This is a genomic window from Enterobacteriaceae endosymbiont of Donacia vulgaris (genome assembly GCF_012568445.1).
In the GTDB taxonomy this organism is placed as follows: domain Bacteria; phylum Pseudomonadota; class Gammaproteobacteria; order Enterobacterales; family Enterobacteriaceae.
Genome location: NZ_CP046190.1, coordinates 203,733 through 223,466, shown reverse-complemented (window position 1 = coordinate 223,466; position 19,734 = coordinate 203,733). Strand labels below are relative to the sequence as shown.

The following is a 19,734-nucleotide window of genomic DNA, read 5'->3' as shown; positions in this document are numbered from 1 at the left end:
AAGAACTTAAAATAAAAATTATATGTTAGAAAAAATAATTAATTTAACAAAAAAACTTGTAGAATGTCATTCTATTAGTCCTTTAGATTCAGGATGTCAAGATATTTTAATAAAAATTTTAAAAAAAATAGATTTTAATATTCAATTAATAAATATTAAAGATACAAAGAATTTTTGGGCAGTACATAATAATAAATTTATTACTAATACTTTAGTTTTTGCAGGTCATACAGATGTAGTTCCACCTGGAGATATTAAAAAATGGAAATTTAATCCTTTCAAAGCTATTTTAGATAATGAAATTTTATATGGTAGAGGTGTTTGTGATATGAAAGGCTCTCTAGCCGCAATGATTTTTGCGGCTAAAAAATTTATTAAAAAATATCATAATTATAATGGTCGTATAGCTTTTCTTATTACTTCAGATGAAGAAGGGAAAGCAACAAATGGAACTATTAAAGTTATTAATAATTTATTAAAAAAAAAAGAAAAATTAAATTTTTGTATTTTGGGAGAACCTACAAGTAATAAATTTGTTGGAGATAATATTAAAAATGGGAGAAGAGGTTCATTAAATATTCAATTAAAAATAATAGGTATTCAAGGACATGTAGCTTATCATAAATTAGCTATAAATCCAATTCATATAGTTATACCCTTACTTAATAAATTATTATTAATAGAATGGAGTAAAAAAAATGATTTATTTCCAGAAACTAGCATGCAAATAACAAAAATTAGTTCAGAGATAAAAAATAATAATATAATACCAGGAAATATTATTATTAATATAAATTTTCGTTTTAATAATGAAATATATTATAAAAATATATTAAAAATTTTAAATAATATTATAAAAAAATATATTACTAACTATAAAATAACATGGCAATTATCTGGATTACCTTTTTTAAGTACTAATCAAAATTGTATAATAGAAAAAAATTTAGTAGAAATCGTTAAAAAAAGTATTTATTCAATTAATAATATATATCCCACTTTAATTAATGATGGAGGTACTTCTGATGGACGTTTTATAATAAAAACAAAAGCACAAATTGTTGAATTAGGTTTAATTAATTCAACGATTCATAAAGTTAATGAATGTGTTAAGATAAATGATTTATATATTTTATATAAAATTTATTATCAAATAATAAAAAATATTTTTCTTTTTTAAAATTACGAAAATTAATTTAAAAGTTTAAAAATACTTATTAAAATAAATATTTTTGATATAAAAATTAAGAATATAAATTTATTACTTTTTTATCAAAAATTATTTGTTATTGATAATATCTGTTACAGACCCTGTGTATATTTCTGCAGCTATCCCAATAGATTCATAAAAAGTAGGATGTGCATGAACAGTTAATGCAACATCTTCTATATCACATCCCATTTCAATAGCTAAACTTATTTCTCCTAATAATTCTCCAGCATTATAACCAACAATACTACCGCCTATAATCCTATTAGAATCTTTCTCTATAACTAATTTAGTTAATCCATCTTCTTCATTAGAAGAAACGGCTCTTCCTAATGAATTCCAAGAAAAAGAAGCAGTTCTATATTTTATATTATCTTTTATAGCATGTTTTTCAGTCATGCCTACCCAAGCTATTTCTGGATTAGTATATGCTATAGATGGGATTATTTTAGGAACAAAATAATGATTTTTCCCTGCAATAACTTCTGCTGCTAAATGACCTTCATGAATACCTTTATGTGCAAGCATAGGATTCCCAGTAACATCTCCTATTGCAAATATATTTGGAATATTTGTTCTCATTTGACTATCTACATTAATAAAACCAAAGTCATTAATTGAAATTTTATTAAATTTTTTATTAATATAATGAGAATTAGGTTTTCTTCCTATAGCTATAAGAATATTATTATATTCTTTAGAATATATTGATTTATTATTGTCACTAGTCATATGTACTTGAAGTAATTCTTCTGTATTATCTATTGATAAAACTTTAGTTCCTAATATAAAATTAAATTTCTTTTTGATACTTTTTTTATAAACATTAATAATATCATCATCAACTTCTGATAAAAAATTATTTGAAATATCAACTATATCTATTTTAGAACCAAAAGATTGATATATTGTTGCCATTTCTAAACCAATAATACCACTTCCTAAAATCATCATTTTTTCAGGAATTTGTTTTAACAATAATGCATCTGTAGAATTCCAAATTCTATTATCTTGATAAGGAATCAATGGGAATTTAATAGGCTGAGAACCAGTAGCTATAATAGCATTTTCAAAAATAATTTGTATTTTATCTTTACTAATAACATTTAAACAATTTTCTGTTTCAAAAAAACTTAGACCATTTATAATATTTACATTACGTTTTTTAGCAAGAAAACTTAAACCGTTAGTTAATTTATTAATAATATTTTGTTTAAATTTAATAATATTATTTCGATTAATTTCTGGTTGAATATTAAATATTCCTTGATTAAAAAGATTTTCATTTTCTTTAATAATTTTTGCTATATGTAATAATGTTTTAGATGGGATACATCCTACATTTAAACAAACTCCTCCTAAATTTGGATAATTTTCTACTATTATTGTTTTTAATCCTAAATCACTACAACGAAAAGCAGCAGAATATCCTGCTGGTCCGCCTCCTATTACAACAACTTGAGTTTTTATTGTATTATTCATAAATTAACCTCTATTAGGTATAGATAATAAGAGTAAATTGTAATTAAAAGAAATTATATTAATATATTTCTAATATCAGACATTAAAATACAAATATAATTTAAAAAATTAACAGCTTCAACACCATTAATTACTCTATGATCATAAGATAATGATAATGGTAACATAAGTCTTGGTATAAATTTATTATTTTTCCATATTGGTTTAATGGTTGATTGAGATATACCTAAAATTGCTACTTCTGGTGCATTAATTATAGGTGTAAAAAAACTACCTTTAAATTGCCCTAAATTAGATATTGTAAAACAACCACCTTGCATATCAAGAGGATGTAATTTATTATTTTTTGCTTTATTTACTAAATTACGTAGTATTTCAGATAAATTATTAATATTTTTATTTAAGACATCAAATATTACTGGAACAAATAAACCTTTTTTTGTATTAATAGCTATGCCAATATTAAAATATTTTTTTATTATTAAACTTTTATTAGATACAGATAAAGAAGAATTAAAAATAGGATATTTTTGTAAAGCATGTGCACATATTTTAATTATAAAATTTAGTAAAGTTAATTTAATATTTTTTTGTTTTTTATTATATTCATTATTTTTTTTAATTCTAAATTTTTCTAATTCAGTAATATCAGTTTCAATATGTTGAGTAACATGCGGAATATTTTTCCAATTATTGGATAAATTTTTACTAGAAATTTTTTGTATATTATTTAATATAATTTTTTCACAAGGACCAAATTTTTCATAAATTGAAATAGATTTCTTAAAATAATTTTTTTGTATATTATTTTTATGATATTTTAATAAATCTTCTTTAGTAATTCTATTTTTTAAACCACTACCTTTTATATTTACTAAATTTATATTTAATTGTCTTGCAATCTTACGTATAACAGGTGAAGCATGTATATATGTTTCAATATTTAAAATATTTTTTTTTTTAAAATTTTGATTTTTTATTGTATTGTTTTCTTCTATCAAAATATCAGGAACTGTCATTTCTTTATTTTCTATATTAGAAATTGGTAATTCCTTGAATTTTATTTGATTTTTTTCTAATATTTTTTTAGAGTTTTTAACTAAATTATTTATTTCATTATTTAATATTTCTAGTATTGCATCTCCTTTATGTATTTTATCACCTATTGATATTAAAATTTTTTTAATTACTCCATTGTGATTAGAAGGTATTTCCATAGATGTTTTATCACTTTCTACTGTAATTATAGGCTGTTCTTTTAAAATTTTGTCTCCTTCCTTTACTAAAATATCAGTAATTTTCATCTCCTCTATTCCTGTATCAGGAAGTATTATTTTTTTATACATATTATCTCTTTTGCTATGAAATTCTAGGATTATGTTTATTTACATTAATTTTATATTTTTTGATAAAATGTAAAATTTTTTTCAAACTAATTAGATTTAAATCTAAAAAGATATTTAATACAGCAAGTACTACGTATAATTCATTAATTTCAAAGAAATCACGTAAATTATTTCTACTATCAGATCTACCATAACCATCAGTGCCTAATACAAAATAGTCATTTGTTGGTATATATTTACGAATTTGTTCTGCAAAAAGTTTCATATAATCTGTTGCTGCTACTGTTGGATAATTTTTCATTATACTAGTAATATAAGGAATACGACGTTTTTCAGAAGGATGTAATAAATTCCAATGATCACAATCTTGTCCCTCTCTAGCAACTTCAGTAAAAGAAGTTACACTAAAAATATCTGAATTAATATCATACTGATTATATAATATATCTGCAGCTTTAATCATATTTCTTAAAATTGATCCAGAACCTAATAATTGTACAGTCATCTTATTTATATTATCTTTAACTGAAATAATTTTATATATTCCTTTACAAATACCATATTTATCTTTTACATTCATTGCTGGCATATTATAATATTCATTCATAGTAGTTATATAATAATATATATTTTCTTGTTTTTTATACATTCTTTTTAAACCATCATATATAATAACTGCTAATTCATATCCATATGTAGGATCATATGATATACAATTAGGAATTGTTAAAGAATGAATATGACTATGTCCATCTTCATGTTGTAATCCTTCTCCATTTAAAGTAGTACGTCCAGAAGTAGCTCCAATTAAAAATCCCCTTGCTTGTTGATCTCCCGCAGCCCAACAAAAATCTCCAATTCTTTGAAAACCAAAAATAGAATAATAAATATAAAATGGTATCATTGGTAAATTATTGGTTGAATAAGAAGTAGCAGCAGCTAACCATGATGCAAAAGCTCCAGATTCATTAATACCTTCTTGTAAAATTTGTCCTTTAATATCTTCTTTATAATATGTTAATAATGATTTATCTTGAGGTGTATATTTTAATCCATTTGAATTATATATACCGATTTGTCTAAATAAACCTTCCATACCAAAAGTACGAGCTTCATCAGCTATAATTGGAACTATTCTAGTATTAATATTTTTATTTCTAAGTAAAATATTTAATACACGTACAAATGTAATTGTTGTAGATATTTTATATTGTTCTTTAAATAAAGAATTAAAATCTTTTAATTTAGGTAATATTAATTTTTCCGTAAAATTTATTCTCCTAAAAGGAATATAACCTCCTAATTTTTTACGTTGTTTGTGTAAATATTGATATTCTAAAGATTTTTTTTTAAAAGTAATATAAGGTAATTTATATAAATCTTTATCATTTATAGGAATATTTAAATTATTACGTATATATTTAATCGTATTAATATCAATTTGTTTAATTTGATGTGCAATATTTTTGCTTTCAGCTATTTTACCTAAACCAAATCCTTTTATTGTATGAAATAATATGACAATAGGCTTATTTTTAATTTTATAAGCTTTTTTAAAAGCTGTATAAATCTTTTCAGGATCATGACCTCCATAATTTAATAATTCTATTTCTCGATCAGTTAAATGTTTAACAAGTTTTAATGTTTCTGAAAATTTTCCAAAAAAATTTTTTCTAATATAAGCCCCATTTTTGGAATTTAAATTTTGAAAATCTCCATCTAAAGTATCATTCATTAATTTAATTAATTTACCAGTTTTATCTTTATATAATAAATTTTCCCAAGTATGGCCCCAAATAACCTTAATAACTTCCCATCCGGCTCCTTTAAAGAGATTAGCTAATTCATTAATAATTTTACCATTTCCATATACAGGACCATCTAATCTTTGTAAATTACAATTTATTACAAAAATTAAATTATTTAATTTTTCTCTTGAAGCTATATTTAAAACTCCTTTAGATTCTGGTTCATCCATTTCACCATCACCTAAAAATGCAAAAACTTTATTATTTGTTTTTTTTTTTAATTCTCTATTTTCCAAATATTTAATAAATTTAGCTTGATATATTGCAGATATTGCTCCTAATCCCATAGATACAGTTGGAAATTGCCAAAAATTAGGCATTAACTTAGGATGTGGATATGATGATAAACCTTTTCCTAATACTTCTTGCCGAAAATTATTTAAATAATCAATACTAATACGTCCTTCTAAAAATGATCTAGCATATATTCCAGGTGATATATGTCCTTGAAAGTAAATAATATCTCCATTGTTTGTATGATTAGATGCTTTAAAAAAATGATTAAAACAAACTTCATAAATATGTGAAGATGATTGATAAGAAGAAATATGACCACCTAAATCTAGATTTTTTTTGGAAGCTCTTAAAACTATCATTATTGCATTCCATCTAATAAATGACCTGATTTTATCTTCTAAAATTAAATTTCCAGGATATATATTATCCTGTTCTCTAGAAATAGAATTTACATAATTATTATCTTGTACATCAAAAATAATTCCTTTATTTTTAAGATGTAATATAGTTTTTTTTAATAAAAATTTAGCTCTTTCAATTCCTTCCTCTTTTATTACAGAATCTATTGATTGTATCCAATCATTTGTTTCAATTGGATCCACGTCATTATAAAATATATAGTTATCTGACATGGTTATTATTCCTTATTTTAATAAAAATTAAATAACATATACTTACATTTTATTTATTCATTTTATTTTTATAATTAATTTTTGAAAAAATATTATTTATAAATTTATAAATATTATATTTTTTAAATATTTATTATTGTTGTAATATCACCTTTTTTTTGTAACCATTTACGACGATCTTCTGCTCTTTTTTTTGCTAATAACATATCCATAATAGAAAATGTTTTTTTTATTTCTTTTTCAGTATTATTTATTATTAATTGTATTAATCTGCGACTAATGGGATTAAAAGTTGTTTCTCTTAATTGAGTTGGATTCATTTCACCTAATCCTTTAAATCTCTGTACATTTGTTTGTTGACTATTATTCTTATTATAATTTTGTTTTAAAATTTTAATTTTTTCATTTTCATCTAAAGCATAAAAAGTTTTTTTTCCTATATCTATCCGGTATAAAGGAGGCATTGCAACATAAATATGTCCTTTTTTTACTAATGCTAAAAAATGTTTTGCAAATAAAGCACATAATAAAGTAGCAATATGTAATCCATCTGAATCAGCATCAGCAAGAATACAAATTTTATTATATCTTAATTTTTTTAAATCTTCATTATTAGGATATATTCCTATTGCTAAAGAAATATCATATATTTCTTGTGAAGATAAAATTTCTTCAGAATTTATTTCCCATGTATTTAAAATTTTTCCTTTTAACGGCATAACTGCTTGAAAATTTTTATTTCTTGCTTGTTTTGCTGATCCTCCAGCAGAATCACCTTCTACTAAAAAAAGTTCTGTTTTTTTTTTATCATGGATAATACAATCAGATAATTTACTAGGTAAAATTGAATTTGTATTATAATTTTTTTTTTTTATAAATTTTTTAGATTCTCGAATACGTTTTTGTGCATTTGTAATAAAAATATCAACTAAAACTGTACCTATTTTAAAATTTTGATTTAGCCATAAAATGAAAGAATCTCTGACTATATTTGCAACAAATACAGTACATTGTCTAGAAGATAAACGTTCTTTTGTTTGTCCAGTAAATTGAGGATCTTGTATTTTAATAGATAAAACATAAGAACATTGATTCCAAATATCTTCTCCTAATAATTTTATATTTCTAGGTAATAAATTATGAAAATTACAAAAATGACGTATTGCATCTAATAACCCTAAACGTAGTCCATTAACATGTGTACCTCCATAAGTAGTAGGAATTAAATTAACATAACTTTCAGTAATAATATTATGATTATTGCCTGTAATCCAAAATAAAGCCCAATTTACATGTTTAATATCATTAAAATATTCACCTATAAAAGGTGAATTTGGTATAGTAATTATATTTTTTAATGAATTAATTAAATATTCGGATAATCCATTTTTATAATTCCAACGATACTTGTCTTTAGTATTTTTATTAGTAAAATATACCGTTAATTTTGAACATAAAACTGCTTTTGCTTTTAATAAATTAATTAAACTCGAAACTAAAAAAGTATGATGTTCGAAAAATTTTTCATTTGGCCAAAATCTAATTTTTGTTCCATGTTTTTGACTATCTACGTTTTTATAAGAATTTAAGTCCTGTATTTTATATCCATTTTCAAAAATTATTGTATAAATTTTTTTTTCATGGAAAATACTGACTTCTAACCTTTTTGATAAAGCATTAACAACAGAAATACCTACACCATGTAAACCTCCAGAAAAATTATAATTTTTATTAGAAAATTTTCCACCAGCATGTAATCGACATAAAATAAGTTCAATAGCAGGTATACCTTCTTGAGAATGTATATCAGTAGGCATTCCTCTACCGTCATCAATAACCTCTAATGATTGATCTTTATATAAAGTAACAAAAATATTTTTAGCATAACCTGCTAATGCTTCATCTACACTATTATCTATTACTTCTTGAGCTAAATGATTAGGTCTAGTAAGATCAGTATACATTCCTGGTCTACGTCGTACAGGATCTAAACCTTCTAAAACTTCTATAGAATCAGCATTATATTGATTTAAATGATTCATTTTATTAAGTATATAATAATTTTATATTTAAAATATAAAAAAAATCCATTTTAAGTCAATTAATTTTAATAGATATTTATTATATAAATAAATAATTTGATATTATTTATTATATTATTTTTAAAATATAAAGTAAAAACTCAATATTGTTTATTATAACATATTTTTTTTTAAAAAAATATAACCTATTTTTTGTTATTTTAATAATAAATACTTTTAAAATATTTATTTTTTATATTTCTGATAATGCTTTTTTAAAGATATTAAAATAGTAAAACTACATGAAAAGAATATCATTAAAAACCATATTAAGTACCACATTAATTTATATCCATTTTTTTTAATTTATAATAATTCTAATAATAAAAATCAGATTTTTTTTTAATTTCTTTTTTATTAATATAAAAAAACATTTTTTTATAACACCAAAAAGTATAAGTTAAAATAATAGGCATAAATATTATTACTACATATAACATTATATTTAATGTTAGTTGACTTGATGTAGAATTCCAAATAGTTAAACTTTGATAATATTTTATATTTGAAGGAAGAATAAAAGGGAACATTATAATGCCTATAGTTGATATCATACTTATAATAGTAAAAATAGAAAAAATAAATGTTATTATTTTTTTTTTATATATAGATGTTAAAATTATTAAAAATGGTAAAGTTACACTTAATAAAGGTAATAAATATAAATATTTAAAATTTTGAAAATTATTCATCCATGCTGTTTGTTTATGTAGGACACTATTAGTTTTATACATTATATTTGTTTTTTGAAATATATGAGTATTAATTTTATATCCTTTTATAAAAAATAAAATATTAAAAAATGATAAAGTAAAAAAAATCATTAATAATATGGAAGATATTTTTAAAATTAAATTTAATCTACGATTCATAATAAAATCTTTTATTCTGATTTGTAAATAAGTGACAGCATGATTTATAACTAGGATTATAGTTGTAATACTAATCATTATACTAGATAAATTAAATAATTTTAAAAAATTTTCTTTGGAATAAAGATTATAATATTTATCAAAATAAAAAGGGAGACCTTTCAATATATTACCTAATACTATCCCTATTATTGCTGGAGGTATGATACTACCTATTGTAATAAAGATATCACACATTTTTTGCCACATTGGATGTTTAATTTTAGATCGATATTCAAAACCTATAGGACGTAAAAATAATGATATTAATAATAATATCATGGCTATATAAAAATGAGAAAACATGGTTGCATAAACAATAGGCCATGCTGCAAATAATGCTCCTCCAGTTGTAATTAACCATACCTGATTACCATCCCAATGAGGTGCAATAGTATTTATTATAACTCTTCGTTCAAGATTATTTTTACCTATTATAAATAATAAAATACCGACTCCCATATCTAATCCATCAGTAATCATAAATCCTGTAATTAGAATACCAATTATTATTGACCAAATTAAACATAAAAATTTATAATTTAACATTAAAATAACCTAATTAATTTTTTCTTTTTTAATATTTTTTTCAAAAAAATATTTACCAGTTCTTAAAATACTTGGACCTATACTAGAGATTTTATACATTAAATATAATTCTATTATTAATAAAATTGTATAAAAAATAAAAATTATTATTAGTGAAAATAATACTTCTAAAAATTGTAAAGAAGATCCTGCCATATATGTAGGTAATATATCTTTTATAGCCCATGGTTGTCTACCATATTCTGCAACAAACCATCCTGATTCAGAAGCAATCCATGGTAAAGGCATTGAATATAAACAAATTTTTAATAAATATTTTTTTTTTTCAATATTATTTTTAATAATACTATAATAAAAAACTAAAATTAATATAATAAATAAAATTAAACTTGATAAAACCATAATTCTAAAAGAAAAAAATAAAGGAAATATCATCGGAATTGACATTTTAGCAACTTTTTTTATCTGTATATTATTTATATTATAAATATTTTTATAGTATTGTTGAAATAAAAATCCATATCCTAAATATTTTTTGTTTTGATTAAATATTTTTATGTTATTTTTTTTTAAATCTCCATTTTTCATTTTTTTAAGAGCAGTTAATGCTTTTAGTCCCTTTTTAATTTTTAATTCATTATTTTTAATTACATCTTTTATACCTAAAATTGGTATATGGGAAGATCTTGTAGCAATTATACCTAATAAATATGGAATTTTTATAGAATATTTATTTAATTCTTTTTTCTGATTAGGTAAACATATAATATTAAAAGCTGCTGGAGGTTTTTGTGTTTCCCATTCAGCTTCAATAGCTGCTAATTTAGTTTGTTGTGTATTTTTTAACTGATAACCGGATTCGTCTCCTAATATTATTACAGAAAGAATAGAAAATAACCCAAAACAAGAAGATATAATTATAGATTTTTTAGAAAAATCTATATCTCTTTTATTTAAAAGATAATATGCACTAATTCCAATAATAAATATTGAACCAGTTGTATATCCAGCTGTTATAGTATGAACAAATTTTACTTGTGCTATAGGATTAAAAATTAATTTCCAAAAATTATTCATTTCCATTCGCATATTTTGATAATTAAAGGAAGAAGCAATAGGATTTTGCATCCATCCATTAGCAATTAAAATCCAAATAGCAGAAAGATTAGATCCTATAGCAACTAACCATGTTACAAATAAATGTTGTAGTTTATTTAAACGATTCCATCCTAAAAAAAATAAACCTACAAAAGTTGATTCTAAAAAAAATGCAACTAAACCTTCTATCGCTAATGGAGCACCGAAAATATCACCTACATAATGAGAATAATATGACCAATTTGTTCCAAATTGAAATTCCATAGTTATACCTGTTACTATTCCTAAAGCAAAATTAATTCCAAATAATTTACCCCAAAATTGAGTCATATCTCTATATATTTTATTTTTAGAAATAATATATATTGTTTCCATTATAGCTAATAAAAAAGAAAGTCCTAATGTTAGCGGTACAAATATAAAATGGTACATTGCTGTTAATGCGAATTGCAATCTTGATAAATCAATAACATTTAACATTATAAATCCTTATATATTTTAAAATATTTATAATATTTTTTAAAACAATTTATAATTATTTTAATTATTTTTCTTAAAATAAAAATTTTTTATAAAAAAATTTTAATAATAAATAACGAAATAAAATTTATAAAAATAATTTTATAGGATCTTCTAATAATGTTTTTACTAAAATAAGAAAACCTATAGCATCTTTTCCATCTATTAATCGATGATCATAAGATAAAGCTAAATACATCATAGGCATAATACATATTTTATTATTAATAACAACTGGTCTATCTTTAATAACATGCATTCCTAATATAGCACTTTGTGGGGGATTAATAATAGGTGTTGACATTAAAGAACCAAATACTCCTCCATTAGTAATAGTAAATGTTCCACTAACTAAATCGTCAATAGATAATTGATTTTTATTACTTTTTATAATTAATTCTTTAATTTTTTTTTCAATATCTATTAATGATAATTTATTTGTATTATAAATAATAGGTGTTATTAAACCTCTTTCTGTTGCTATTGCAATATTAATATTATAATAATTATTATAAATAATATTTTCACCATCAATAAATGCATTAATTTTTTTAAAAGATTTTAGTGCTTGTGTAATAGCTTTAATATGAAAAGAAGTAAAACCTAATTTTATATTATAATTTTCATAAATAAAGTTTTTATATTTATTTTTTATGTCAATAATTTTTTGCATATTAACTTCATTAAAAGTGGTTAACATAACTGTATTATTTTTAGAATCCATTAATTTTTTGGAAATATATTTTCTTATTGGACTCATTTGTTTTTTTTCAAAACTATTATTTTTTAAAATTTTTTTTTTATTTGTTGTTATATTATTTAAATTTTCAGAATTGAAATTAGTTTTATTATCAAAATTATTTAATTTTTTAATTGAAAATATTTTTTTTTTCATGTTCCTTCTTATTGAAGGGCTAAAATTATTTAATTTTTCTAAAATTTTTTTTTGATTTTTAATAGAATTAAAAAATTCTGTATATTTAATAATATTTTTATTATTATCTTCTTTTTTCTTAAAAAATTTTACTTTTTTTAAAATACCAATAATTTGTTGTGATTTTACTTTTTCTCCTTGTTTTACTAAAATTTTTTCTAAAATACCATCAATAGTTGATGGTATTTCTAATACTACTTTATCTGTTTCTAATTCTAGAAGAATATCATCATTTTTTACTTTTTCTCCTGGTTGTTTAAACCATTTAATTATAATTGCATTATTGATAGATTCAGGTAATTCAGGAACAATAATATTAATATTATCCATTTTTTATCCTTATAAATTAATTTTTATTTTATATCGATATTAAAAACAGAATTTATTATTTTGTTTTGTTGTTTTTTATAAATAGTAAAATATCCTGTTGCAGTTGAAGCAGAATTATTTCTTCCAATGTAGTGAATATTACAATTTAATTGATTTTTAAAACAGTCTTGAATATATATCCATGCTCCTTGATTTTTTGGTTCTTCTTGACACCAAAAAAAATTTTTTATTATTACATATTTTGTAATTATTTTTTGTAATTTTTTTTTTGGAAATGGATATAATTGTTCTACTCTAATAATAATTATATTATTATTTTTTATATTTTTTCTATGTTCTAATAAATCATAATATATTTTTCCAGAACAAAAAATAATATGTTGAATATTTTTAATATTAATGTTTATATCTATGTCATCTATAATTAATTTAAAATAATTATTTACAAAATTTTTTAATGAAGAACAAGCTAATGGATATCTTAAAAGAGATTTAGGAGAAATTATAATAAGTGGTTTTTTTATAGAATTAAATGCATGTTCACATAATAAATGATAAATTTGAGATGCATTAGAAGGAATACAAATTCTCATATTATCTTCAGCACATAATTGTAAAAATCTTTCTATTCTTGATGAAGAATGTTCTGGTCCTTGACCTTCATGTCCATGTGGAAGCATAATTATTAATCCACTCTTATAATTCCATTTTTTTTCTCCAGAGCTAATAAATTGATCTATAATAATTTGAGCCCCATTAATAAAATCTCCAAATTGTGCTTCCCATATTGTGATAACATGATTCATATTATTTAAAGAATATCCATATTCAAAACCTAAAACTGCTTCTTCAGATAAAATAGAATTATAAATATAAAAATTACCTTGTTGTAAGGTAATATTTTTTAAAGGTGTATATGAAAGTCCACTTTGTTGATCGTATATAACAGCATGTCTATGAGAAAATGTACCTCTTTTTACATCTTCACCAGATAAACGACAAGATATTCCTTGAGTTAAAATATTTGCATATGCTAAATTTTCTGCTGTACCCCAATCTAATTTTTTTTCTTCTTTACTCATACTAATTCTATCTAAATAAATTTTTTTTACTCTAGGATGAATATTAAATTTTTTAGGTAAATAACTAATTTGAAAAAGTAATTTTTTTAATTTATCAATTTTTATATTTTTATATATTTTTTTTTTATATTTTTTTTTAATAGGATAAAGATATTGATATGTTTTTATAAAATATTGATTTTTATCAAATAAATTTTGATATTTTTTATATAAATCTATTTTTTTTTGATTATTTATAATATTTTCTAATAACAATTTATTGAAATATAAATATTGTATTGTTTTATGATTTTTAATATAATTATACATTAATGGTTGTGTAATAAATGGATCATCCATCTCATTATGACCATGTCTTCTATATGAAATTAAATCAATGAAAACATCTTTATGAAATATATTTCTATAATTTAATGCTAATCTTATTGTTAAGATAACATTATCTAGATCATCGGCATTTACATGAAAAATAGGACATTGAATCATTTTTGCTATATCAGTACAATAATAACTAGATCTCATATCAGTAATTTTTGATGTAGTAAAACCAATTTGGTTGTTAATAATAATATGAATAGTACCATTAACTCCATATCCTCTAGTTTGAGATAAATTTAAAATTTCTTGTATTATCCCTTGGCCACTAAAAGATGCATCTCCATGTATATTAACTGGTAAAATATAAATATTTTTTTTTTTTAAAATATCATTTTGAGCTCTAGCTATACCCATAGTAATACTATTAATAACTTCTAAATGAGAAGGATTAAATGCTAGTTGTAATTCTATTTTTTGTTTATTTATTTCAATAAAAGAAGAATAACCTAAATGATATTTTACATCATCTATCTTATTTTCTTCTAGTAAAATATTTGAAAATTCATTAGTTATATCTTTAATTTTTTTACCCATGATATTTACTAAAAAGTTTAATCTACCTCTATGCGCCATACTAAAAATTATTTTTTTTGTTTTTTCTTTTAATATACTTGTATAACGTATTATTTCTTTTATTAAAGGAATTAAAACATCACATCCTTCTAAAGAAAATCTTTTAGCACCTGGGAATTTTTTTCCTATATTTTTTTCAAAAATTTCAGTTGCAATTAATTCTTCTAAAAATATTTTTTTTTCTTTATAATTTAAATTATTTTGTGTATATTCTATATTTTTTTGTATCCAATATTTTTCTTTATTTAATAAATGCTGGTATTCTATACCAATAGAACCGCAATATTTTTTTTTAAAAAAATTATAAATATTAATTATTTTTTTATTTTTAAAAAACTTATTTAATGTAATTTTTTTTTGTAAATCTTTTTCGTTAAAATGATAATTTTGTAATTGTAAAATATTATTTAATTTTTTTTTATCTGAAATTAATGGATTAATATTTGCATAATAATGTCCTAATTCTCTAAAATTATGTATTAATTGATTAATTTTTTCTATTAAAAATTCTTTTTTATAAAAAAATTGATTTTTTAATATATTATTAGTATTTAAATTTTTATTATTTTTTTGAAAATTTATAAAAATATTATACCAATTTTTATTTACAGAATGAGGATTTATTAAAAAATTTTGATACAATTTTTCAATATATAAAATATTTTCATATGAAATATTTTTTTTAAAATAATTATTATTCATTATAATCTCTTATTAAAATAAAATAATATTTATTTTATTTTAAAGTAATATAAAAAAATAATATATTAATATATAACAATATATTTTATAAAAATATTTTTGTAAAATATTTAAAATTTATAAATTTTCTATTTAAAAAACAATTTTTGATTTTTTTTATTAATAAAATATTTTTAATTAAATATATTTAATAATATATATTATAATTTAAATTAATTAAATATATGTTAATATTTAATTAGTACATCATATCTATTTATAATTATCTATAGTAATTATTATATTGATATAAAAATTTTAAATTTTATTAAAATAATATAATTTATAAAATTAAATTTTATTTATTTTTTGATAAAATAATATTAATTATAATTTTATTATTTATAAATATATTATTTTTTATATATAATTTTAAAAAAAATATATAGGTGAATTATAATATAATTAATTCACCTAGTAAAATTCAATTTTTGAAAAATATATTTATTAATAATATAATTATTTATATTTTATATAATTTTAATGAATATTTTATTATATATTCATAGTATTGAATTATTAAAATTATATAAATTAAAAAATATTTTTTATATTATAACCATTTTTTTTTTTTAAAATAAAAATAAGGAGCTAAAGCTGATATTATCATTATAATGATGGCATATAAATAACCATATTTCCATTTTAATTCTGGTAAAATAGAAAAATTCATACCATAATTAGATGCTACTAAAGTAGGAGGTAAAAAAATAACTGATACTAATGAAAAAATTTTTATAATTCTATTTTGTTCTATATTAATAAAACCCATTGCAGCTTGTACTAAAAAATTTACTTTTTGAAATAACGATTCATTATGGGGTAATAGAGATTCAATATCTCTTGAAATTTCTCTAGCTTGTTCTATCTGAATTTCTGGTAACCTAGTTTTTCTCATTAAAAAATTTACAGCTCTTTGTGTATCCATTAAACATAATCTTACTTTCCACCCAATATCTTCTAATTCCGCTAAAGTAGAAAGTGCATTATCAAATTGATCATTTTTATGTCCTTTCATAATGATACAACTAAGAGATTCTAATTGACTATATATATTTTCTATTTCATCAGCTAACTGTTCAATTTTAGTATCTAATATATCTAATAATAATTCATAAGGATTACCATAAATCATGGTATTATTTTTATGCATACGTATTCTATATAAACGAAAAACAGATAATTCTTTTTCTCGTAAAGTATATAATCTACCATTTTTAATGGTAAATGCAACTGTAGTTGTACCAGCATGTTCATCTTTATTTTTATAAAAAAAGAAAGAATGAATATGTAATCCTTCTTGATTTTCAAAAAATCTAGCTGATGCTTCTATATCTTCTAATTCTGGTCTAGTAGCTAGATTTTGTCCTAATAAATAATAAATTTTTTTTCTTTCAATATTTTCGGGTTTTATTAAATCAATCCAAATTGCATCTAAAAGATTATTATAATGATTATCTAATTTTAAATAAATTAAATGTTTATTATATATTTTATACGCATTTAACATAATAACTCCTAATTAGGATATTATTTAAATTAATATTTAAATAAATATATATACTTTTTCAGTATTATTTTACAAATACATTTACTTTTTTATATATAAGATTGTACATAATTAGACATTATCCATTTTATTATCATATTATTAAATTTAATTTGTAATTTTTTATTATTTTTAATAATTTCTATTTTTAAAATAATTCCTTTTCCGAAAATTTGATGATAAACTACTTGTCCTATAAAATATTTTTTTTTATTTAAAATATTTTGGGATTTAAAAAAAATATTTTTTTTTAAATAACTAATTTTTTGGATACAATTTTCTGGTAATTCATTAATAAATCTTGATGGTATAGAATTAATTTCTTTACCATATAAATAACGTTTTTTTGTATAAGTTAATGTTAATTTTTTTTTTGCTCTAGTAATACCTACATAAGCTAAACGTCTTTCTTCATTTATATTAGTATCTGTAAAAGTACTTTTATTTGGAAATATACCTTCTTCCATACCTACGATAAATACTTCAGAAAATTCTAATCCTTTTGATGCATGAATAGTCATCATTTGTATATAATTATTGGTATTTTGATTTTTATTTTTTTTATTTAAATTAATATCTTCTGTTGTTAATAATGTTTGTGAAAGAAAATCTACCAATAAAGTATTTTGATTTTTCGAAAATACTTTATTTGTATGTTTTAATGAAATTTTTGTAAAATAATCAGCTGCATTAATTAATTCTTTTAAATTATTTATTTTATTAAAATTGTTTTCAGAAAAACAACTTTTGTTATACATTTTTAATAATCCAGAATCATTTATAGTTTTTTTTATCATTATTGGTAATGGTTTATTTTTTAAATTATTTTTTAAATATTTAATTAAAATAATAAATTTTTTTAATGCATTAAATGATGTAGTATTTAAATATTTTTTTTTTTTTAAAATATAAAGACTAGATTCCCATAATGTTAAAAAATATTTTTGAGAAACATATTTTATTATCTTGATTGTATTATCTCCAATTCCTCTTTTAGGAATATTTATAATCCTTTCAAAAGAATTATCATCATTATAATTAGATATGAATCTTAAATAAGATAAAACATCTTTTATTTCTTGACGTTCAAAAAAACGTATTCCTCCGTAAATTTTATAAGGAATACAAAATTTTAACATAATTTCTTCTAAAATACGAGATTGAACATTATTTCTATAAAGAATTGCACAATTATCTAATTTTATATTTTTTTTTATAAAATTTTTATTTATATATTTCGCAATATATTGAGCTTCATCAAATTCATTTAATGCAAAATATATAGAAATAAGTTTCCCATCTTCTTTTTGAGTCCATAATTTTTTTTTTACTCTTATATCATTATGAGAAATTAATTTATTTGCAGCTTTTAAAATATTTGAAGTAGAGCGATAATTTTGTTCTAATAAAATTGTTTTAACATCATCAAAATCTTTTAAAAAAAGATTAATATTTTCAATTTGAGCACCTCTCCACCCATAAATAGATTGATCATCATCACCTACAAGAAGTATTTTAGTATTATAATGTTTATTATATAATAAAGAAATAAACTTATATTGTATATCGTTTGTATCCTGAAATTCATCAATTAAAATATTTTGAAATCTTTTTTGATATATTTTTAATATATGAGGATTATATAAAAATAATTTATATAAACACAATATTAAATCATTAAAATCAATAACTTCTATACTTTTACAATAATTTTGATATTCATCATATATTTTTAATAAATAAATATTATTTACATTATTTCCATAAATATAATTTTTTTTCTTATTAAAAAAATTATTTTTAAAATTATTTATATTTTTTAATATACTCTCTATTGAGTAATTTTTATCTTGTAAAGATAATTTTTTTAAAATTTTTTTAATTAATATTTTTTGATCTGAAGTATCTATAATTTGAAAATTTTTTGTTAATTTCGCTTCTATATAATGAATTCTTAATATATAATAAGCGAAGCTATGGAATGTTCCTATCCAAATATCATTTTTTTCATAATCTTTTATTAATGACGTAATTCTATTTTTTAATTCTAATGCTGCTTTATTTGTAAAAGTTACAGCTAAAATAGATTTAGGAGAACAATGTTCTTGATAAATTAACCATGCTATTCTACGAATTAATACAAGTGTTTTACCGCTACCAGCTCCAGCTAATATTAATAAATTTTTTCTAATTTCAGATACAACTTCTTTTTGTTTACTATTTAAATTTTTTAACAAATTAATGTTTTTCATTGACGGGAATACCGTAATTAAA

Annotated in this window: 11 protein-coding genes; 1 reads left to right on the top strand and 10 read right to left on the bottom strand. The window is 20.4% G+C overall.

Features of this window, described 5'->3' with window-relative positions:
• The first annotated feature begins 22 nt into the window (after positions 1-22).
• Positions 23-1,180: a succinyl-diaminopimelate desuccinylase gene (gene dapE, locus GJU01_RS01035; RefSeq protein ID WP_168868003.1), complete on the top strand. Its 1,158-nt coding sequence runs from the start codon at positions 23-25 to the stop codon at positions 1,178-1,180.
• Positions 1,181-1,279: 99 nt separating this feature from the next.
• Here dapE and lpdA read toward each other — a convergent pair whose 3' ends face one another.
• The 10 genes from lpdA to GJU01_RS00985 form a co-directional block, all read right to left on the bottom strand.
• A complete protein-coding gene (gene lpdA / locus GJU01_RS01030) occupies positions 1,280-2,692 on the bottom strand; it encodes a dihydrolipoyl dehydrogenase (protein ID WP_168868002.1) in 1,413 nt (470 codons plus the stop codon).
• Between the two features lie 53 nt (positions 2,693-2,745).
• Positions 2,746-4,038, bottom strand: a complete 1,293-nt coding sequence (locus GJU01_RS01025; RefSeq protein WP_168868001.1) for a 2-oxo acid dehydrogenase subunit E2 — start codon at positions 4,036-4,038, stop codon at positions 2,746-2,748.
• Positions 4,039-4,051: 13 nt separating this feature from the next.
• Positions 4,052-6,715: a pyruvate dehydrogenase (acetyl-transferring), homodimeric type gene (aceE, locus tag GJU01_RS01020; protein ID WP_168868000.1), complete on the bottom strand. Its 2,664-nt coding sequence runs from the start codon at positions 6,713-6,715 to the stop codon at positions 4,052-4,054.
• A gap of 122 nt (positions 6,716-6,837) precedes the next feature.
• On the bottom strand, positions 6,838-8,757 hold the full coding sequence (gene parE, locus GJU01_RS01015) for a DNA topoisomerase IV subunit B (RefSeq protein WP_168867999.1): 1,920 nt from the start codon (positions 8,755-8,757) through the stop codon (positions 6,838-6,840).
• A 356-nt stretch (positions 8,758-9,113) separates the two neighbouring features.
• Complete coding sequence (gene cydB, locus GJU01_RS01010) at positions 9,114-10,256, bottom strand: cytochrome d ubiquinol oxidase subunit II (protein WP_168867998.1); 1,143 nt, start codon at positions 10,254-10,256, stop codon at positions 9,114-9,116.
• A 9-nt stretch (positions 10,257-10,265) separates the two neighbouring features.
• The gene (locus GJU01_RS01005) at positions 10,266-11,834 is read right to left on the bottom strand and encodes a cytochrome ubiquinol oxidase subunit I (protein ID WP_168867997.1); all 1,569 of its coding nucleotides are present in this window, start codon (positions 11,832-11,834) and stop codon (positions 10,266-10,268) included.
• Between the two features lie 127 nt (positions 11,835-11,961).
• On the bottom strand, positions 11,962-13,137 hold the full coding sequence (sucB, locus tag GJU01_RS01000) for a dihydrolipoyllysine-residue succinyltransferase (RefSeq protein ID WP_168867996.1): 1,176 nt from the start codon (positions 13,135-13,137) through the stop codon (positions 11,962-11,964).
• Positions 13,138-13,160: 23 nt separating this feature from the next.
• Positions 13,161-15,872, bottom strand: a complete 2,712-nt coding sequence (locus tag GJU01_RS00995; protein WP_168867995.1) for a 2-oxoglutarate dehydrogenase E1 component — start codon at positions 15,870-15,872, stop codon at positions 13,161-13,163.
• A 592-nt stretch (positions 15,873-16,464) separates the two neighbouring features.
• Positions 16,465-17,421 carry a magnesium/cobalt transporter CorA gene (gene corA / locus GJU01_RS00990; protein WP_168867994.1) on the bottom strand — a complete coding sequence of 319 codons (957 nt, stop codon included), beginning with the start codon at positions 17,419-17,421 and terminating at the stop codon, positions 16,465-16,467.
• An 89-nt stretch (positions 17,422-17,510) separates the two neighbouring features.
• Positions 17,511-19,712 (bottom strand): UvrD-helicase domain-containing protein, encoded by a 2,202-nt coding sequence (locus tag GJU01_RS00985; protein ID WP_168867993.1) that lies wholly within the window; start codon positions 19,710-19,712, stop codon positions 17,511-17,513.
• Between the last annotated feature and the right edge of the window lie 22 nt (positions 19,713-19,734).